This window comes from Lancefieldella parvula DNF00906 (assembly GCF_000758945.1).
Lineage (GTDB): Bacteria > Actinomycetota > Coriobacteriia > Coriobacteriales > Atopobiaceae > Lancefieldella > Lancefieldella parvula_C.
The window spans coordinates 110,167-129,279 of record NZ_JRND01000007.1; the positions used below are offsets into that span (position 1 = coordinate 110,167).

19 protein-coding genes are annotated in these 19,113 nt (G+C 49.9%); 18 read left to right on the plus strand and 1 reads right to left on the minus strand.

The genetic code is table 11. The annotated features are described in order from the left end of the window. Positions 1-68: 68 nt before the first annotated feature. Positions 69-1,799, minus strand: a complete 1,731-nt coding sequence (locus HMPREF1647_RS01590) for a hypothetical protein (protein WP_052039087.1) — start codon at positions 1,797-1,799, stop codon at positions 69-71. Between the two features lie 215 nt (positions 1,800-2,014). On the opposite strand from HMPREF1647_RS01590, the gene prfA reads away from it, so the two are divergent. From prfA to HMPREF1647_RS01680, 18 genes are all read left to right on the plus strand, one after another. Beyond that, positions 2,015-3,082, plus strand: a complete 1,068-nt coding sequence (gene prfA, locus HMPREF1647_RS01595) for a peptide chain release factor 1 (protein ID WP_012809390.1) — start codon at positions 2,015-2,017, stop codon at positions 3,080-3,082. A 12-nt stretch (positions 3,083-3,094) separates the two neighbouring features. After that, a complete protein-coding gene (gene prmC, locus HMPREF1647_RS01600) occupies positions 3,095-3,988 on the plus strand; it encodes a peptide chain release factor N(5)-glutamine methyltransferase (RefSeq protein ID WP_035431470.1) in 894 nt (297 codons plus the stop codon). Positions 3,989-4,080: 92 nt separating this feature from the next. After that, entirely contained in the window at positions 4,081-4,728 is a 648-nt protein-coding gene (locus HMPREF1647_RS01605) for an L-threonylcarbamoyladenylate synthase (protein WP_035431472.1), read from the plus strand. Positions 4,729-4,821: 93 nt separating this feature from the next. Then, on the plus strand, positions 4,822-5,286 hold the full coding sequence (gene rpiB, locus HMPREF1647_RS01610) for a ribose 5-phosphate isomerase B (protein ID WP_012809387.1): 465 nt from the start codon (positions 4,822-4,824) through the stop codon (positions 5,284-5,286). 123 nt (positions 5,287-5,409) lie between these two features. Continuing rightward, complete coding sequence (upp, locus tag HMPREF1647_RS01615) at positions 5,410-6,054, plus strand: uracil phosphoribosyltransferase (protein ID WP_035427213.1); 645 nt, start codon at positions 5,410-5,412, stop codon at positions 6,052-6,054. 509 nt (positions 6,055-6,563) lie between these two features. Further along, a complete protein-coding gene (gene atpB / locus HMPREF1647_RS01620) occupies positions 6,564-7,364 on the plus strand; it encodes a F0F1 ATP synthase subunit A (RefSeq protein WP_035427215.1) in 801 nt (266 codons plus the stop codon). Between the two features lie 138 nt (positions 7,365-7,502). Continuing rightward, on the plus strand, positions 7,503-7,697 hold the full coding sequence (locus tag HMPREF1647_RS01625; protein WP_035431474.1) for an ATP synthase subunit c family protein: 195 nt from the start codon (positions 7,503-7,505) through the stop codon (positions 7,695-7,697). A gap of 42 nt (positions 7,698-7,739) precedes the next feature. Continuing rightward, the gene (gene atpF / locus HMPREF1647_RS01630) at positions 7,740-8,351 is read left to right on the plus strand and encodes a F0F1 ATP synthase subunit B (protein WP_035427219.1); all 612 of its coding nucleotides are present in this window, start codon (positions 7,740-7,742) and stop codon (positions 8,349-8,351) included. Beyond that, positions 8,341-8,814 (plus strand): ATP synthase F1 subunit delta, encoded by a 474-nt coding sequence (atpH, locus tag HMPREF1647_RS01635; protein WP_035427221.1) that lies wholly within the window; start codon positions 8,341-8,343, stop codon positions 8,812-8,814. Before atpF ends, atpH begins: the two co-directional genes overlap by 11 nt. Beyond that, positions 8,814-10,487, plus strand: coding sequence for a F0F1 ATP synthase subunit alpha (gene atpA, locus HMPREF1647_RS01640; RefSeq protein WP_035431477.1), 1,674 nt, complete (start codon positions 8,814-8,816; stop codon positions 10,485-10,487). The genes atpH and atpA overlap by 1 nt, the downstream gene beginning before the upstream one ends. A 6-nt stretch (positions 10,488-10,493) precedes the next feature. Further along, complete coding sequence (gene atpG, locus HMPREF1647_RS01645; protein ID WP_035427225.1) at positions 10,494-11,411, plus strand: ATP synthase F1 subunit gamma; 918 nt, start codon at positions 10,494-10,496, stop codon at positions 11,409-11,411. Next, positions 11,411-12,892, plus strand: a complete 1,482-nt coding sequence (gene atpD, locus HMPREF1647_RS01650; RefSeq protein ID WP_187468904.1) for a F0F1 ATP synthase subunit beta — start codon at positions 11,411-11,413, stop codon at positions 12,890-12,892. Before atpG ends, atpD begins: the two co-directional genes overlap by 1 nt. Positions 12,893-12,900: 8 nt before the next feature. Then, positions 12,901-13,320, plus strand: a complete 420-nt coding sequence (atpC, locus tag HMPREF1647_RS01655; RefSeq protein ID WP_035427227.1) for an ATP synthase F1 subunit epsilon — start codon at positions 12,901-12,903, stop codon at positions 13,318-13,320. Between the two features lie 29 nt (positions 13,321-13,349). Continuing rightward, positions 13,350-14,633, plus strand: coding sequence for a UDP-N-acetylglucosamine 1-carboxyvinyltransferase (gene murA / locus HMPREF1647_RS01660; RefSeq protein ID WP_035427229.1), 1,284 nt, complete (start codon positions 13,350-13,352; stop codon positions 14,631-14,633). Between the two features lie 3 nt (positions 14,634-14,636). Further along, positions 14,637-15,860 (plus strand): LCP family protein, encoded by a 1,224-nt coding sequence (locus tag HMPREF1647_RS01665; protein ID WP_035431478.1) that lies wholly within the window; start codon positions 14,637-14,639, stop codon positions 15,858-15,860. A gap of 108 nt (positions 15,861-15,968) precedes the next feature. Next, positions 15,969-16,397, plus strand: a complete 429-nt coding sequence (locus tag HMPREF1647_RS01670; RefSeq protein ID WP_035427232.1) for a metal-dependent transcriptional regulator — start codon at positions 15,969-15,971, stop codon at positions 16,395-16,397. 137 nt (positions 16,398-16,534) lie between these two features. Further along, the gene (locus HMPREF1647_RS01675) at positions 16,535-17,428 is read left to right on the plus strand and encodes a UTP--glucose-1-phosphate uridylyltransferase (protein ID WP_035431480.1); all 894 of its coding nucleotides are present in this window, start codon (positions 16,535-16,537) and stop codon (positions 17,426-17,428) included. Then, entirely contained in the window at positions 17,409-18,824 is a 1,416-nt protein-coding gene (locus tag HMPREF1647_RS01680) for a phosphohexomutase domain-containing protein (RefSeq protein WP_035431482.1), read from the plus strand. The genes HMPREF1647_RS01675 and HMPREF1647_RS01680 overlap by 20 nt, the downstream gene beginning before the upstream one ends. The last annotated feature ends 289 nt before the right edge of the window (positions 18,825-19,113 follow it).

Here is a 19,113-nt window from a genome sequence, read left to right on the forward strand (position 1 = left end):
CCTTTGTACTTCTCGTAATTTGATGATAGAAATCCCGTCAGGAAAGACTCGGCCTGACGGGATTATTTTTACTCTTTGGAGAGCTGGTAGGTATCAGTAAAGGTGACGGTCTGACCGTTTTCCGTGTGGGTGGAAATAAGCTGAGCTACCACGCTGTTATCAGCAATATCAAAAGTAACTTTCAACTGTGGTTTTTGAGCTGTGCTGAGGGACGTGCTAGAAGCAGAATGAGCATCCAGACTTGCATTGGTTACATCTACCACTCCAGAAACCTGAATTTGATCTCCGATGGTTCCAGAAGTAGTCAGAGAGACAGATGCGTTCTTGAACTCAGTGTCACCTGGATACCAACGGTACGAGGTGTTAAGCGCTCCATGGTTGTGGACAACACCCTCTGCAGTACCCGTAAGTACCAGCTGATCTCGAGAAAAACCTGCAGACGTTACGGTCAGCGTTAAAGGATTAGTTCTGCCAGCGTAACAAGGACTGCCACTACTGGCTTCACAGCTAACAAAGGTGCCCTTCCACGTTCCCACAAGTCCGCTGTAGTCGTACTTAAGTCCTGCCGAGGGGCTGACTGTGTCTAGCGACCAGGTGCCCGTAGAGGCATCAAACGTAAATGAGGCCGTAATATCGCAGGTGAGCGAGCCATAGAAGGTTGGCGAAACACCTGACATTCTTACCCAGCAAGTCTGCTGTTCACGATCAAAACCCGCATCAAGAACAGTAAACGTTGCGCCAGAGAACTGCGAGCTATAAGAAATAGCTTCGTTTGGATTTTTTTCATCAAGCTTGGCTAGTACATCGCTAATGGCATCAAGGACTTTTGTTGTGGAAACACCTGAAGTTGCCTGGTAGGAGACAGATTGGGTCTCTTCGTCACCAATAGCGTTCCAGCCCTGGGTATTTGCGTATCCTAACTTGGAAATCTTTGTGGCAGCAATTGCGTTGCCCGTGTAGGTAAGGCGTACGACAGAGTTGGCGTAGCCGGTGGCACCAAACTGAGCGGCATCGCTGGAGATTGCCGTGGTGCTTCTGGTGCGAGAAACAACCTCAATGCCGGTCAGCAGTAAGGATTCATCAGCGTCATACTCACCCGGAGTCCAAGCTGGAGCTTCGGCTCGTGTACGAGCATCAGCGATAACAGTATCTGTTGAAGGAACGTTGCTCACGCGAATAAAGAAGACGATAACCGCAGATAAAAGAGCAAGACTTAAGAGCGCAAGAATGCCAGAAAGCAAGCTGTAGCGGCGTACAAACCTAAAAAGTGCACGACGCCTACTGCGAAGATAGCTTGAGAACGTATCTGCAACATCTTTTATAGAGGTTGCATCATCGTCGGACGCTGCATCACTCGCGCTAGTAGCGCTTTTGGAAGGAACTTCGGCGGTTTTGGCCTCTGAGTGTTCGTGGGCGCTCTCTTCAAGCTCTTTGAGGCGAGCTTCTACCGCAGAAAGATCTTGCGTTAGAGCTGCATCGTTTACGATTTTCTCCAGGTCAGTTGTGCTGTCTGCATCGTTTTCAGAAGAGTCTTCATCTGAAGCTGAGTCATCCTTGTCCTCTTCGCCGTCTTCGTCTAGACCAGGGAAGATGGGGCTGACAATTTCCATGATGTAGTCTTCGTCAGCGGCAGCCATGTCAGCAGCAATAGGGTCGGTGACCTCTTCAAGCTCGTCGGTTTTCTCGCCATCAGCGGCGGGTGCCTCAACGGCCTGAGCGTCAAGGGTCTTCTGATCAGAGGAGATGTCCTCTGCAGCAGGCGTGTTATCTGGTTGTGAAGTTTTATTCTTAGAAGTCATGGCGCCTCATTACCGTATGAACCTGCTGTAATTTTCTCACAATTACGTAACTTGTGTACCCTCATCCTGTGCAGATAGCGAGGTATCGGTTTAAAAACTGCCTAGTGGTGGTACACTTCTTTAGTTGAAATCTCACCTCGCAAGCAGCTTGCGCTACAGTTTGGCCACAGGCTTATAAGCCAAGCGCGCACGAGGCACTTATCTTAGGAGCAGGAATGCGTGACAAGCTAGAAAAAATCGTTGATGCCTATGCTGAGCTTGAGCAAAAGCTTGCAGACCCAGCCGTTGTCTCTGATCCAAAAGAGTATGCTCGCGTAGCAAAAGAGCACTCTAATCAGGCGGACTTGGTTGCTCACGCCAATAAGTACATCACTGCCCTCGATGACATTGAGGCTGCAAAAGAGCTTCTCAACGCCACTTCTGATCCAGAAGAAAAAGAGATGCTACAGGAAGACATTGCTGCTAATGAAGAGATGCTCCCTCAGCTTGAGGATGAGATCAAGGTTATGCTGATTCCAGGCGATCCAAATGACGAGAAGGACACTATCGTTGAGATTCGCGCTGGTGTTGGTGGCGATGAGGCGGCAATCTTTGCAGGTGACCTCTTCAAAATGTATGAGCGCTTTGCTGAGGCTCGTGGTTGGAAGACAGAGATTCTGTCCAGCTCTCCATCTGAGGCAGGCGGCTTCAAGACTATTGAGTTCAAGGTCACAGGCGATAAGGTCTATTCAGTTATGAAGTATGAATCCGGTGTTCACCGTGTTCAGCGCGTTCCTAAGACTGAGTCTCAGGGCCGTATTCAGACCTCTACCGCAACCGTTGCAGTTCTCCCAGAGGCTGACGAGATTGATATTCAGATCAACCAGGAAGACCTGCGTATTGATACCTACTGCGCATCCGGCCCTGGCGGTCAGTGCGTTAACACCACGTATTCCGCAGTTCGTATTACTCACCTGCCAACAAATACCGTTGTTCAGTCTCAGGACCAGCGTTCTCAGATTCAGAACCGCGAGGTCTGCATGCAGATGCTTCGTGCCCGTCTTTACGAGATGGAGCTTGAGCGTCAGCAGGCTGAGCAGGGTGCAGAGCGTCTTTCTCAGATTGGCCATGGCGCACGCTCCGAGAAGATTCGTACATATAACCAGCCACAGGACCGCGTAACTGACCACCGCGTCGGCTTCAACGGCACCTACAATGGCGTTCTTTTGGGCGATACGCTGCCATCCGTTATTGAGGCTCTCGCTGCAGCAGAGCGTGCCGAGAAACTCGCTCAGGCTGTTTAAGGTGCAAACTTCATGACAGATGAAGTTTGGACAATCCAAAAAATTTTGACGTGGACTACTCAGCACCTGGAAAAGAAGGGTGATGAGCATCCACGTCTTTCTGCAGAATGGCTCCTGTCTGCGGTGACAGGCCTTTCTCGCGTTCAGCTCTACACTAACTTTGACAAGCCGCTTTCTGCGGATGAGCGCACTCGTATGCGCGAGGCAATTAAGCGCCGTGCAGAAGGGGAGCCGCTCCAGTACGTGACGGGCGAGATGCCCTTTAGGCACCTGGTTCTTACCTGCGAGCCAGGCGTGCTTATCCCACGACCAGAGACAGAGGTGCTGGTAGACGTTGCGCTAGCAGGCGTTGACGAGGCAACTCCAAACGCTGACGGGGAAGTGTGCGTGCTTGAGGTTGGCGTAGGAGCGGGCTGCATATCGCTCTCTATTGCTACTGAGCGTCCACAGACACGCGTCTACGCTACAGATCTTTCTCCTCAGGCGATTGCGCTGGCAACTCGCAACAGAGATGCTCTGGACCTCCAGGAGCGCGTGGAACTCATTGAGTGTGACCTGGTAGAAGGCGTACCCACAGAGCTTGCACGGTCCTTCTCGGTGTTGGTGTCTAATCCGCCCTACATCCCCACACGCGTGCTTGAGCAGGAGGTACCTGCCGAGGTCAAGGGCTTTGAGCCTGAGCTAGCGCTTGACGGGGGAGAGGACGGCCTGGACGTCTATAGGCGATTGCTTGAGGCTGCTCCACATATGCTTCTACCTGGTGGTATGCTCTGCGTTGAGCTCTACGAGGGGCACCTGGACAAGGCGGCGCACCTTGCCGAGGAACAGGGTGTGTGGGAGACCGTTGAGGTCAAAGAGGACCTGACGCACAGGCCGCGCATTCTTGTGGCGCACCTAGCAAAGTAGCACTTCAGTCGCCTGGCGAGAAAATCTGTGTAACGCGTATCAGTGCGCATCAGGCAATATCGCGCAGCACACAACAATGAGTCGAGGGTTTTATGGGAGAGTACATCAAAGTTGATCAGATGAATCCGGATTCATCTGTAGTTTCTTTAGCAGTTGAGGTGGCGCGCCGTGGTGGCGTGCTTATTATGCCCACCGATTCCGTCTATGGCATTGGCGCTGCTGCAACTCCTCAAAACCCAGGTCATAAGCGCATCTTTGAAATTAAGCAGCGTCCTTCAACGCAGACGCTTCCCTGGCTTGTGGGCAGCAAATCTGACCTGCAGAAGTATGCGCACATTACGCATAACTGGGCAAATAAGCTGGTAGAAGCATATTGGCCAGGAGCTCTTACGCTGGTGGTTACTGCATCAGAGAACGTTCCTGATGAGTACGTCTTGCCAGATAACAGAACCATTGCGCTCCGTATGCCCAACTCACCTCTAGTATGTCAGATTGCACAGCAGCTTGGATGCCCTTTGGCTACTACCAGCGCCAACACGCACGGGGCTCCTTCTGCAGTTGATGGATGTGGCCTTGAAGCAGGCCTTATTGAGCAGGCAGACTTGACGCTTGATGGAGGTCCGGCGCCCCTTGCTATTGCGTCGACTATTGTCGACTGCACGGGTGATGAACCGCGTATTTTGCGCGAAGGCGCCATCACAACCGAGGATATTCTCGCCACTGCGGGATTTGCAAAATAGATAAAAAATCCTATCCCTTTTATGTGTTTTGGCTGCAGCTTTTGCCTGCATGCGGTACTCTCTATAGGAGTGAATTTTCTGAGGAGGATACGTATGCGTATTGCAGTTGGTTCCGATCACGCTGGCTTTATCCAGAAAGATCCTATCATTGAGCACATCAAGTCGCTTGGTCATGAGGTTTTGGACTTTGGTCCCGCAAACGATGACCGTGTTGATTATCCTGATTTTGCAGATAAGGTTGCTCGTGCAGTTGCAGCAGGCAAAGCAGATCGCGGCGTTCTGATTTGCGGAACTGGTATTGGTATTGCTATGACTGCTGATAAAGTCCCTGGTATTCGCGCAACTCCTGTTCAGACTGTTCAGTTTGCAGAGCTTGCTCGCGAGCACAATAACGCAAACGTCATTGGCCTTTCTGGTCGATTCACCGATCTTGCTGTTAACGAGGCTATTGTGGATACCTTCCTAAGCACCGAGTTTGCAGGCGGTCGTCATACGGGACGTGTCGAGAAGATCATGCGTGAAGATGATCCTAACTTTAAGGGTGTTGACGCTGAGTAAGTAAGCGGCACATAAACAGTGCCGCTTAAGTAATACATACGCAAACCTGCAGGGAATGTAGAGGCTAGGTTAAAGTTGCTCGCATTCAAATAAAGCGCAGGTCAAGCTCTTGGAGGGAGCATTATGGCAGATTACGATGAGTCCAGACTTACGGTTGTTGACCACCCACTAGTTCAGCACAAGCTTCACATTCTCCGTGACAAGACAACCACCACTAAGCAGTTCCGCGAGCTTGTCAACGAGCTTGCAATTCTTGAGAGCTACGAGGCAATGCGTGACTTCCCACTTGAGGATGTCGAGGTAGAGACTCCTCTTGAGACTATGACTGCTAAGCGCATTGCTGGTAAGAAGGTTGCTATTATTCCAATTCTTCGCGCTGGCCTTGGTATGGTTGACGGCATTCTTGAGCTGGTTCCCTCTGCTCGCGTCGGTCATGTTGGTATGTATCGCGATCCAGAGACCCATCTTCCTCACCAGTATTACTGCAAGTTCCCTGCAGACATCGAGAACCGCACCTGCCTGGTTGTTGATCCAATGCTGGCAACTGGCGGCTCTCTAACTGCTGCTATTCAGTTCCTGCGTGAAGCAGGTGTCAAGGACATTCGTTGCCTGACTATTGTTTCTTGCCCTGAGGGTGTCAAGGCAACTCTGGACTTTGACCCAGAGGTACGCCTCTACACCTGCACCGTTGATCGTCAGCTAAGCCCAAATGCTTACATTCTTCCAGGCCTTGGCGACGCAGGTGACCGTATTTACGGTACCAAGTAAGGAGTCCCTCGTCCTTCTCGCAATTTAATATAATTGCGAATACGTACGTTAGTACCTGATCCAGCGCTCATATAACGTGTGTACTGAATCATTTTTTTCAAATCATCACTTTACGAGAAGAAATAACGGTTGGCATATATCAAAAACTTTGCGAATACCAGGGGATATTGATGCGACTATTTTTACCTGGACATAACTGTGTTTCTCAAGAAAATAGCAACGTAACAGCAGTTTATTAGTGTTATAGTTGAATGAAACAATAACGGCAGCTAACACGAAATGTGTCAGTAATGTGAGAGTTTGAGCATAAGTCAATTATTTGATTTTGTAATCGTGACTATGCATTCATTTAGTGCTAGTATCGCCGTTCGTCGCAAATATGCACGCCGAGTGGTAGATAATACACTCCAAGTGGCATATTCTTGGCATCTTACGTTGCGTTTCAAGTATGCTGAGCAGTGACGGGCAATCTGAAATGGTTGCAGATTGTATGGGGAGGTTGAGACAGAGTGGATGTTCTTGCGCAGTTGCCAGCAGAGATGGCCGAGCTGCTCGAAAGTTTTTTGCCACACGCATTGGTTGGTAACACCACCTTTGGTTTCACTAACTACATTTTCTATTTCTTGATCGCTGCTGTGATTTTCCTGATTGTCTGCTTTAAGTTTAAGAAGAAGCAGGCAGAGAGCATCGTCCCTCAGGGACGCTTCGTTAATGGCGTTGAGTACCTGATTGAGTACATTAGAGATGACGTCTGCAAGGCTTCTCTTGGAGAAACTTGGCGCACTCACTTCCCATTCTTGATCACTATGTTTATGTTCATCCTGATCAACAACATCATTGGTCTTATTCCTGGTGCACACCCAGGCACCGGTACTATTGGTGTTACTGCCGCTCTTGGCCTTTGCTCCCTTGGATACTTTATGTATGTAGGTGCAAAGAAGATGGGTGTTATTGGCTACATCCTAAGCCTTGCACCAAAGGGCGTTAACCCTGTTATTGCAGCAGTTATCTGGGTTATTGAGGTCTTCTCAACATTCCTTCGTCTGGTTACTCTGGCCGTCCGTCTGTTCTGCAACATGTATGCAGGTCACATCGTTATGGGTACATTTGCAATTCTTGCATCTATGTACTTTATGCCAGCTATTGAGAACTTCTCCGCATCAACAGCTGCTCAGGCAGGCTTTTCGATCTTCTGGGTTCTGCTGTTGATTATCATTTATTTGGTAGAAACTATTGTTGCCTTCATTCAGGCATACGTTTTTACCCTACTCTCTACTGTCTACATCCAGCTGGTAGAGTCTGAACACTAAGCAAAACGCTTAGTTGGTGGCATTGCCACACTGTGGTGCCAAACGGCACAAAAGATGAAGTCATCTGAGCCCACGCTCAGTTGATGATAGGTATGTATATTGGTCGCCTTGAGAGGGGCGAGCGAAAAAGGAGGAATCGTGGGTATTTTCGGATATGCTCTTTGCGTTATGGGAGCAGCAATTTGTATTAGCGCCGTAGCAACGAGTGCCGCTAACAACATGGCTCGTCAGCCTGAGGTTCAGGGTCGTCTCTTCACAGTCTTTATTCTTGGCTGCGCATTCATCGAGGCACTTACCCTAATTGGCTTCGTTGTTACCTTGATGGTTAAGTAAATTACTGTTTGTAACAGCGAAAACGCTACGTTGGAGGAATGCATGAATACGATTTGTAAGGGAGTTAAAAAAGCCAGCACAGTAGGCGCAACTGCTGCTCTACTTGTGGCAATGGCTCCCTCAGTCGCACTTGCTGAAGAGGGTGCAAGTGGTGCCGATATTCTTCTTCCAAAGCCCGCTGAGTTTGTTCCTGCTCTGATTGCGTTTCTGATCATCTTTGCTGTTGTAGCAAAGTTTGTATGGCCTTCCGTTCTACGTATGCTTGACAAGCGTCAAGAGAAGATCCAAGGCGATCTGGACGCTGCAGCAAAGGCTCGCGAGGAAGCCAACAAGGATCGTGAAATCGCAGCAGCTGGTATCGACGCAGCTAAGCAGCAAGCAGACGAGATTGTTTCTGCTGCTAAGCGTGAGGGCGAAGAAGAGCGTGCTCGTATTATCGAGCAGGCAAAGGCAGAAGCTGTCGAGATTATTACTAAGGGTAAGGGCGTTGTAGAGTCTGAGCGTCGTCACGCCATGGCTGAGCTTTCTGATTCCGTTGTTGATCTTGCCGTCGATATTGCCGGAAAGATTATTGGCAACGAGCTTTCAGTAGAGCAGCAGCGTGCTCTTGCCGAAAAGTACCTTGCGGAAGTAGGTACTCCAGATGAGCACTAATAAAGACGATCAAGACAGAAAAGTAGAGGGCTATACCAGGGCACTCCTGGAGGCTGGCCGCGCAGAGGGTCGTGCAACTGCAGACCTTGTACAGGTGCAGCACGCAAAGAAGTTCTCTCCAGAAGTTCTTGAGACTCTTGGTGCTATGCAGGCGAGTGAGGATGTCAACCTTATCAATGATGTTGCCGCTACGTTCCAGGAGCTTCTTGAAGAAGAAGACAAGACACTTACAGTAACGGTAACTACTACAATGCCTCTTGATGATGAGTTACGTGCAAAGGTCACCGAGAAGCTCGAGAAGAACTTCAATACTCAGGTGTATCTTATTGAGCGTGTTAATCCCAAGATTTTGGGCGGCATCGTAGTTGAGGCACGTGATCATCGTTATGATGCATCGGTAAAGACACAACTCACTCACATTAAGAGTAGGCTCTCTTCAGATCACGTTGAAAGTGAATTGTAATGACTGATAAGACCACCATACAGGAAGGAACGCTTAGCTCAGATGCTGTAATGGCACAGCTTAGAGAGCGCCTTTCTAAGGTCAATTCAACCGTATCCCAGCAAGAGGTATCTGCTGTTACTGAGGTAGCAGACGGTATTGCTCGTGTTGCTGGCCTACGCAGCGCTATGGCAGGCGAGTTGCTGGAGTTTACCAGCTCCGTTACTGGCCACAGCGTATTCGGTCTTGCTCAGAACCTTGATGAGACTTCTGTCGGTGCTGTTTTGTTCGGCGAAGTTTCTGAGATTAAGGAAGGCGACGAGTGTCGCACTACTGGCCGTGTTATGGACATCCCTGCTGGATACGACATGCTTGGTCGTGTTGTTAACCCACTGGGCCAGCCTATTGATGGTCTTGGCGCTATCCACGCTACACATCGCCGTCCTATTGAGTTCAAGGCTCCTGGCATCATGCAGCGCCAGCCTGTCTGCGAGCCAGTTCAGACTGGTCTTCTCGCAATTGACGCTATGGTTCCTGTCGGCCGTGGTCAGCGTGAGTTGATCATTGGTGACCGTAAGACCGGTAAGACCGCTATCGCAATTGACGCAATCGTAAACCAGAAGAACACCGACATGATTTGTATCTATGTCGCCATCGGTCAGAAGGCGTCTACAGTTGCAAACATCCGCGAGTCTCTTTCCCGCCATGGTGTTCTTGACAAGACCGTCATTGTTGCAGCTACCGCAGCCGATTCTGCTCCAATGCAGTACATTGCCCCTATGGCAGGCGCTGCTATTGGTGAGTTCTTTATGTATAACGATAAGGACGGCAAGCCTGCTGACAAAGACCATCCAGGCGGACACGTTCTTGTTGTTTACGATGACCTCTCTAAGCAGGCAGTTGCATACCGTCAGATGTCACTGACGCTTCATCGTCCACCAGGACGTGAGGCATATCCTGGTGATATTTTCTACCTGCACTCACGCTTGCTGGAGCGTGCATGTAAGCTCTCCGATGAAAACGGAGCAGGTTCTCTTACCGCACTTCCAATTATTGAGACGCAGGAAGGCGACGTTTCTGCATACATTCCTACAAACGTCATTTCCATTACAGACGGCCAGATTTATCTGCAGTCTAATCTCTTCTTCCAGGGCCAGCGCCCAGCAGTCGACGTAGGTATTTCTGTATCCCGCGTTGGTGGCGACGCTCAGGTCAAGGCAATGAAGCAGGTTGCAGGTACACTTCGTCTGGACCTTGCAAGTTATCGTGAGAAGCAGGCATTCTCGCAGTTCGGATCCGACTTGGATGCAACTACGCAGTACCAGCTCAACCACGGTGCTCATATGATGGAGCTTCTCAAGCAGCCACGTTATTCAGCTCTGGACGTAGTAGACCAGATTTGCGCAATTTACGCTGCAAAAGAGAACTTCATTGATGACGTTGATCTTGAGAACGTTGCTCTCTTCCGTGATGGCCTTGCTCAGTACATGAGTGAGTATCACCCACAGCTCCGCAACTCTCTGCGCAACGGAAAGATTTCTGATGAGCAGGCAGAGCGCTTGAGTGATCACATTAAGCACTTCAAGGCTAAGTTCTTGGAAGAGCATCCAAACAAGGTTGTGGATGAGGCAGAAGCTAATTCAGACACACCAGGCTCTTTTGACGCAGTAACCCAGGGTTCATTGCAGGAGTAATTATCAATGGCGAACCTTCACGAAATATCGAGGCGTATGAGCTCCATCAGGAGCACCATGCAGATTACGCGCACGATGTCGATGATTTCGACAGCGCGTGTCCGCAAGGCACTTGATAGGGCCGAGGCTGCTTCGCCATATAAGGAAGCTATTACCCTTATGCTTGCAAATGTAGCAGGCGCTGGCTTTAATCCTAAGAAACAGCCTCTTCTTGCTACACATAAAGTCGAGAAGAACGTGCTGTTCTTAGTCATCGCATCTGACCGTGGCCTTGCAGGCGGATTTAACATCCTGCCTCAACGCGAGGTTGAGCATGAGATGGCACGTCTTAAGGCTAAGGGTGTGTCGTCCGAGATAATTACTTGCGGACGCAAGCCAACTGAGTACTTTACGTATAGAAATATCAAGCCCACCATGTCCTATGTAGGCATTTCCTCTGAGCCTACAGCAGACCAGGCTGATCGTATTGCCTCCTATATCATGGATGGCTATATCAAGGGTAAGATTGATCGTGTCGTAATCAAGTACTGGCATGCAAAGAACCGTGTTGACCAAGAGCAGGTTACAGAGCAACTTCTTCCTATTTCGCGCGATAAACTCACGATTCCTAATAAACCACGTACCGAAGAAGCCCTCTCACAGGTGAAGACGTATAACAAGAGTGAATATCAATTCTCGCCATCTGCTTCTCAGGTACTTGATTCGTTGATGCCCGCTTATATCAAGACGGTCATCTTCCACGCACTTCTTGATTCTGCTGCAGCCGAGCATGGTGCACGCCGTCGTGCAATGCAGTCTGCAACTGATAATGCTGAGAACGTCTTAGGCGCTCTTAGCCGTACGTACAATCGCGAACGCCAGGGCGCAATTACCACTGAGCTCAATGAGATTATCGGTGGTGCTGCAGCATTGGAGGATATGTAATGTCAGATATGCAAGTAGAGACTTCTTCCTTTGAGGAAGCTATTCTCAACAAGCGCAATCAGCACGTTGACGATGGCGTAATCGTTCGCGTAGTTGGACCAGTTGTCGACGTTAAGTTCGACGGACCTGTTCCAAGCATCTATACCGCACTGACGGTAGAGGATGACACGCCTGTTGGTCACGTCAGCACCGTTCTTGAGGTTGAGTCTCAGCTTCCCGGTGGTGTTGTTCGTACCGTCGCTATGTCGTCAACCGATGGTCTTCAGCGTAACCTTCGCGTTAAGGACACCGGCAAGCCAATGATGATGCCAGTAGGCGAGTCTACGCTGGGCCGCGTCTGGAACGTCATGGGTCAGCCAGTCGACGGTGGAGATATTCCTGAAGACGTTGAGTTTTATCCAATTCACCACCCAGCACCTCTCTTCGAAGAGCTCACTACTGAGACAGAGATTTTCGAGACGGGCATCAAGGCAATCGATCTTCTCGAGCCTTATGTTCGAGGCGGAAAGACTGGCCTCTTTGGTGGCGCTGGCGTTGGTAAGACCGTTCTGATTCAGGAGCTTATTAACAACCTGGCTCAGCAGCATGGTGGTACTTCCGTATTCACCGGCGTTGGAGAGCGTACTCGTGAGGGTACCGACCTCTTCCTCGAGATGACTGAGTCCGGCGTTATTAACAAGACCTGCCTAGTCTACGGTCAGATGAACGAGCCACCAGGAGCTCGTATGCGTGTTGCTCTTGCAGGCCTTACTACTGCAGAGTACTTCCGTGATCAGGGCCAGGATGTTCTGTTGTTCATCGACAACATCTTCCGCTTCTCTCAGGCAGGTTCTGAGGTTTCCGCACTTCTTGGTCGTATGCCTTCCGCAGTTGGTTACCAGCCAACCCTGGCTACAGAGATGGGCGAGCTTCAGGAGCGTATTACTTCCACCAAGGAAGGTTCTATTACTTCCGTACAGGCAGTTTACGTCCCTGCAGACGACCTTACTGACCCTGCTCCTGCTACAACCTTTACGCACTTGGATGCAACTACCGTTCTTTCTCGTGCTATTACCGAGCTTGGTATTTACCCAGCAGTTGACCCTCTGGCCAGCTCCAGTTCTGCTCTTGATCCATCCATTGTTGGTTCAGAGCACTACCGCGTTGCTATGGCAGTTCAGGAGACCCTGCAGGAGTACTCCGACCTTCAGGACATCATTGCAATTCTGGGTATGGACGAGCTTTCTGAGGAGCAGCAGCGCACCGTTGCTCGCGCCCGTAAGATTCAGCAGTTCCTCTCTCAGTCATTCCACGTTGCCGAGAAGTTCACTGGTAACCCTGGTGTGTACTGCACCGTTGAGGAGACTGTCCGCTCGTTTGCAGAGATTATTGACGGTAAGTGCGATGACCTTCCTGAACAGGCATTCCGTTTTGCAGGCACCATCGAAGATGTTCGCGAGCGCGCTGCAAAGATGTCCGCTTCGGATAGCTCACAGAACTAGGATTTCTCATGGCTGAGTTGACTTGTCAGTTTGTCAGACCAGATAAGCTCCTTTACGAAGGAACCGTTGAAAGTCTGATTCTTGCTTCAGCAGATGGAGAGTATGGTGTGTGGCCAGGCCACGCACCAGAAATCATTGCGCTTGGCGATGGTGTTGTAAGACTGCACATGCCTCATCCAGAGAATGAAGAATCTATGACCAAGATAGTGATTTCTGGTGGATACGCAGAAATCGATCCAACAGGAGTCATTATCTTGGCAGATCATGCTCGTCGCGTTGATGACATTGATGCAGATGTTGTGCGCGAGACAAGAGATGACGTCATTGACCAGATGCTTTCTCTTCCAGAAGACGATAATCGTCGTGCCTACTACGAAAAAAAGATAGACTGGTGTAATCTACTTCTGAAGCAAGTGGTTGAGGAGTAAAATTCTCTCACTGTCGTTTTCGGAGGTTTATGGACGTCATAAAAGTAGTAGGTGGCCGTTCTGTCACAGGAGAGGTCACTGTAGAGGGTGCAAAAAACTCTGCCCTTAAATTGATGGCTGCAACCATCATGGCTCCTGGTGTTACTACACTCACTAACGTTCCTAATATTGCAGACGTTCACGTCATGGGCAAGGTGCTCAAGACGTTAGGCGCTCGCATTGAAGTCGTTGGTCTTCACGAGCTCAAAATTGATACCACAGATATTACAAGCTGGGAGACTCCTTACAGTCTTGTTGCACAGATGCGTGCATCAACTGCTGTTTTGGGTCCCCTTATTTCTCGTTTTGGCAAGGCTGTTGTGGCGATGCCAGGCGGTTGTAATATCGGTGCTCGCAAAATTGACATGCACATCCTGGGCCTCGAGGCTTTGGGTGTTGAATTTAAGGTTGAGCACGGCAATATTCACGCAAGCGCTCCTCACGGCATAACCGGCGAGACCGTTTCTTTAGCCTTTGCCTCCGTTGGCGCAACAGAAAACCTGATGATGGCATCAGTTTTTGCCAAGGGTGTAACGGTCATTGATAACGCAGCTCGTGAGCCAGAAATTGTTGACCTTGCTACTATGCTCAACAAAATGGGTGCCAACATTCAGGGTGCCGGATCTCCTGTTATTGAGATTCACGGCGTTACAGAGCTGCATCCTGTTGAGCATGAAGTTGTCGGCGACCGCATTGAGGCTGGTACCTTCCTGGCTATTGGCGCGCTTACTGGTGAGCCTATTACTGTTCACGGCTTCGAGCCAAATCACCTTGGCCTGGTACTTAAGAAGTATGAGCAGATGGGCATTACCATCGAGACCGGAGATAGGTGGGCAAGGGCTTCTCGCCAGCAAGATCTTAAAGCTATCGATATCCAGACGCTGCCATTCCCGGGTTTTCCAACAGACATGCAGGCACAGACCATGACGCTGCTTGCTCTGGCTAAGGGTACCTGCATCATTACAGAAAACGTCTTTGAGAATCGCTTTATGTTGGCGTCTGAGCTTTCTCGCATGGGAGCCGATATTACCATTGAGGGCCATCACGCTATTGTTCGCGGCGTCTCCGGCTTTGAGGGGGCGCAGGTCAAGTCACCAGATCTTCGTGGTGGTGCTGCGCTTGTTATGGCTGGTCTTGTGGCCGAGGGAGAAACAATCGTTTCTGCCATTCATCACATTGACCGCGGTTACGAAGGATTTGTCGAGAAACTCGTCACGCTGGGAGCAGATGCTCAGCGCACTACCATTCCAGACGACGACTTTATCGAAGGATAGTTTGTGTCAACTAAACCAAAGCATGCAAAACTGCTCGACAACGGGGCCGCACAGGGCGCTTCGGCTGACACTGCACAAAATACTGCTACGGGAAGTACCCAAGGTACTGCACCAAGCGCTGCAGCCAATACGTCGCAGAACGCTGCGGTTAGTAACTCTCCTTTTAGTCGCACGCAGGCAGAGGGCTACCACAAGCGTCGTAAGCGTGTCTTCAGAAAGCAGATGGTAGTCAGGTCGCTTCTGGGCGTTCTTGCTGCTGTTTTTGTTGCCGCTGTGGTGGGCGCAGGTATCTGGTATGCAAGCGTTCAGGCACAGCTCAATAACTCACAGGTCATTACTGCTGAGCTTCGTCAGACGCTTCAGGAGCCTTCTGCACCAAGCGACCCCTATTATATGCTGCTTCTAGGAACCGACGGTCGACCTGGCGAGACTGAATATCGTGCGGATTCCATTATTTTGGCGCGCGTTGACCCTATCCATAAGCGTGTGACCATGCTTTCTATTCCACGAGATACCCGTGTCTTGTGGAAGGGTTCTTACATGAAGATTAACGCTGTCCACTACTATGACGGCGCAAATGGCATGGTACAAGCTGTAAATGAACTGTGCGGCGTACATATTGCCCACTATGCAGAGGTCAACTTTGATGGTCTCGCAGGCATTACCGATGCTCTTGGTGGCGTAACCGTAAACGTTGAGCAGTACATGCGTGATACAGAGAACTTCAGCGACGTTGTTGAACTGTACCCCGGTGTTCAGAAACTGAACGGTGCTCAGGCACTCTTCTTTACTCGTGTTCGCTACGCTTTTGCAGACAGCGATTACACCCGCATGCGCCATCAGAGAACCTTCATCAAGGCTATGATTGCTCAGATTCTGAACACAGGAGACCCTGTAGCCATTGCAAATACTGTCAATTCAACGGCAAGCATGGTTATTACTGATCTCTCTGTCTCAGACATTATTTCTTTGGGCACTCAGATGATTGGCATGAACACTGATAAGGATATCTATACGGCATACGTACCATCCGAGGGAACAGAAATTGACGGTCAGTCGTATGTCATCGCAGATGAAGATGCACTTGCAAAGATGATGAAAGTAATTGATGTAGGAGACGATCCGTCTAGCTTAAACGGACAAACAGATGCCGAGGCAAATGCTGAGGCTGCCGAGAAAAGCTCAGAAGAGTCCTCAGAATCTTCAAACAGCTCTTCTCGCCAGTAAAACTAAGCGCCGTTTTTGGGTATCATTCAAGTGTTAGAAATATTTTCGTTGCGTAGCGCAACTGATTTTGCATGAAAAAGACTGTCAAGCAGTCGTCGGAGGAGATTTATGGCCAACGATAACGTACAAAACGACCACACACTGACAAAAGCCGGCGAGGACTATCTCGAGGCAATTTATCGAATTGCACTTGAGCAGCCAGATGACGATAAGAGCGTCCGCTCCGTTGATATTGCCGAGAGTCTTGATGTTTCCAAGGCAAGCGTCAACAAGGCACTGTCCCAGCTTAAAGAGCAGGACATGGTTGAGCAGAGCCGTTATGGTCGTGTCACGCTGACCAAAGAAGGCGAGGCAAATGCCCGTACCACATGGCGTGCTCACCGTGCGCTTCGCACCTTCCTTGAGGAGGACTTGGGTGTAGACACAGAGACTGCAGATGCAGAGGCTTGCCTTATGGAGCACTCACTTTCTGTAGACACGCTGGCTAAGCTCATTGAATTCCTTGAGAAGCGTGGAATTGAGATTCCAAGCAAGTAACGTAACCTGGCGCTTATGCAAGCTAGGTACGTATAAAAGCGCCTGTCATTTGAGTTTATCGGCGGCAAAACCGTCATTCTTACAAGCACACGTTAGGTGTGCAGAGCCAACAGGGCTCATAGGTGAAAGGCAAACACATGAAGGCAATTATCCCAGCAGCTGGTCTAGGTACGCGCTTTCTACCTGCAACAAAGGTAACCCCTAAAGAGCTGTTGCCTGTTTTGGATAAGCCCGTCATTCAGTACGTAGTAGAAGAGGCTCTTGAGCCAGAAGAGGTTGATGAGGTAATCATCATCAATTCTCGCGAGAAGCCACAGATTGAAACCTACTTTGCTGAAGACCAGAAGTTTGAGGCAGACCTTTCTTCTCGTGGAAAGCAAGACCTTGCCGAGAAGGTCCATGCAGCTTCTGCACTTCCTGTTTCCTTTACCTATCAGGACAATCCTCGTGGCCTTGGCCATGCCGTGCTTTGTGCCGCAGATGGTGTTGGTGACCAGCCATTCTTTGTACTTCTCGGCGATTACTTTGTTCCAGACCGTCAGATGTGCATCCGCATGGCAGAGATTTCTAAGCAGCACAATGGTGCATCCGTCATTGCAGTTGCTCCAGTTCCTGCAGATCAGGTGAATCGCTACGGTATTATCGCAGGTGAGTGCATCTCTTCTCCTTCAGATAACTCTGAGGGCGAGGGTGCTATTTGGAAAGTAACCGGCCTTGTCGAGAAACCCCGTCCAGAGGACGCTCCTTCTCACCTGTTTATTGTTGGCCGTTACCTGCTTTCTCCAAAGATTATGGAGCTCCTGGCAACTCAGGGTCCTGGTGCTGGCAACGAGATTCAGCTGACAGATGCAATGGAGCGTCTGCTTGCTGAGGAAGAGATGTATGCGCTGGTAATTGACGCGGAAGAGGGCTGCGATACCGGCACTCCCGCAGCTTGGGCAGCAACTAATGCACGCATGGCACTCTCTGACCAGAGTTCTGCAGCAGCATTTAAAGAGGCGCTCGGCAGCTATGCCAACCGCATTGGATAAAAGACCTGACATACTCCGTTTTGGCAGCGATGGCTGGCAAGCCCGCTATGACAAAAGCTTTACCAGGGATAATGTAGTTAGACTTGCAGAAGCCCTTGGTACTGTTTGGTCACAGGAGTTGCCTGGCGGCATTGTGTTTGTCGGTTTTGACACGCGCTTCGAGGCAGATTCGTCCGCCCTTGAGGCTGCAGCAACACTGGCCTCCTTTGGCCTTGACGTGCGCGTTTCCGAGACGTTTTGCCCCACGCCATCTATTTGCTGGGCTTGTGCGCAGCATAAAAATGTAGCTGGTGGCCTTATCATTTCTGCAACCGAGCTTTCCTGCGAATATTGCGGCATGATTATTCGTGCTGCTAACGGTGGCCCAGTTTCGCGTGATTTTCTTCAGCGCGTAGAATCTGCAACACCGCTGGAGCCAACAGACCAGCGTGGAACTTTTACCACAACAGATATTGTGACGCCTTATAAGCGTGCACTTCTTGATCAGATTAATGTGCCTGTTATCAAGGAGCTGCGTCCTAGCGTGGTAGTTGACCCTATGTATGGTGCGGCAACAGACCTTCTTGCCGACGTGCTTTCATCTGCGGGATGCGTTGTCCATCAAATGCATCAAGGTCCTGTCAGGGATTTTGGCGGCATCCACCCACAGCCAGCAGATCCTTGGGCCGATGAGTGCTCTTCGATGGTGGTAAGTCGCCATGCACAGCTGGGCCTCTTGGTTGATTGCGACGGAGACCGTGCAGCTGCTGTAGATGAAACCGGCCGACTTCTTAGTCCACACGAGCTTATCCCGCTTATTACTCGCCATCTTGTACAAAACCGCAAGCAAACTGGTCGAGTTGTTTCTACGTTAACCTGTTCCGCAACAGTGTCCAGGCAAGCAGCTCATCTTGGGCTGGAATCCGCAAGCGTGCCCGTTGGATTTGCTCGACTCTATTCAGAGATTGAGCAAGGAGACGTTCTTCTCGCCGCAGAGGAGTATGGCGGAATCTGCATTCCAAGCCACCTTTTGGAGCGAGACGGCCTGCTTGTGGCCCTGCTCGTCGTGGAAATGCTTGCGTACACCCACAAATCGCTTGCACAGCTTGTTGCTGAGGATGAGGCTGAGCTGGGTCGCATGTGCTATAGCAGGCGAGGAGTACGACTTGATGCTGCAGCTACCCAGGCGTTCAGAAACATCCTTCCAGGCCTCAATCCAGAAAACGTTGCAGGTAAAGTGCCTGTTTCGGTAAGCCATGCCGATGGCCTTAAGCTTCAGTTTAAAGACGATTCTTGGGTGCTCATTCGTCCTTCTCGTATGGATGCGCTGGTACGCGTGTATTCTGAGGCTTCCAACGAAACACTGCGCGATCAGCTCCTTGACGCAGCTTGCCAGATTGTAAAAGACGAGATTTAGCTCAAACAAAGCGTGTCGAGAAGACCGTTTAAAAAGCGGCGTAAAACGACACTACAAAAAGCAGCGTAAAAAAGCGCAAGAAGACAACGTCAAAATCGCGTAAGAAGACAGCGTCAAAAATCGCGTAAAACTCGAACGAAGATAATGCTAAAAAATGCGTAAAAAGCTAACGCAAAAAGACAACACTATATATAGATGAAAAATAAGGGATTACCACAAGGATATATGAGTAATTTAATGACCAGAATGCCCCTTAGTTCACTAAAGACTGCGAATTGTGTAGAAATTA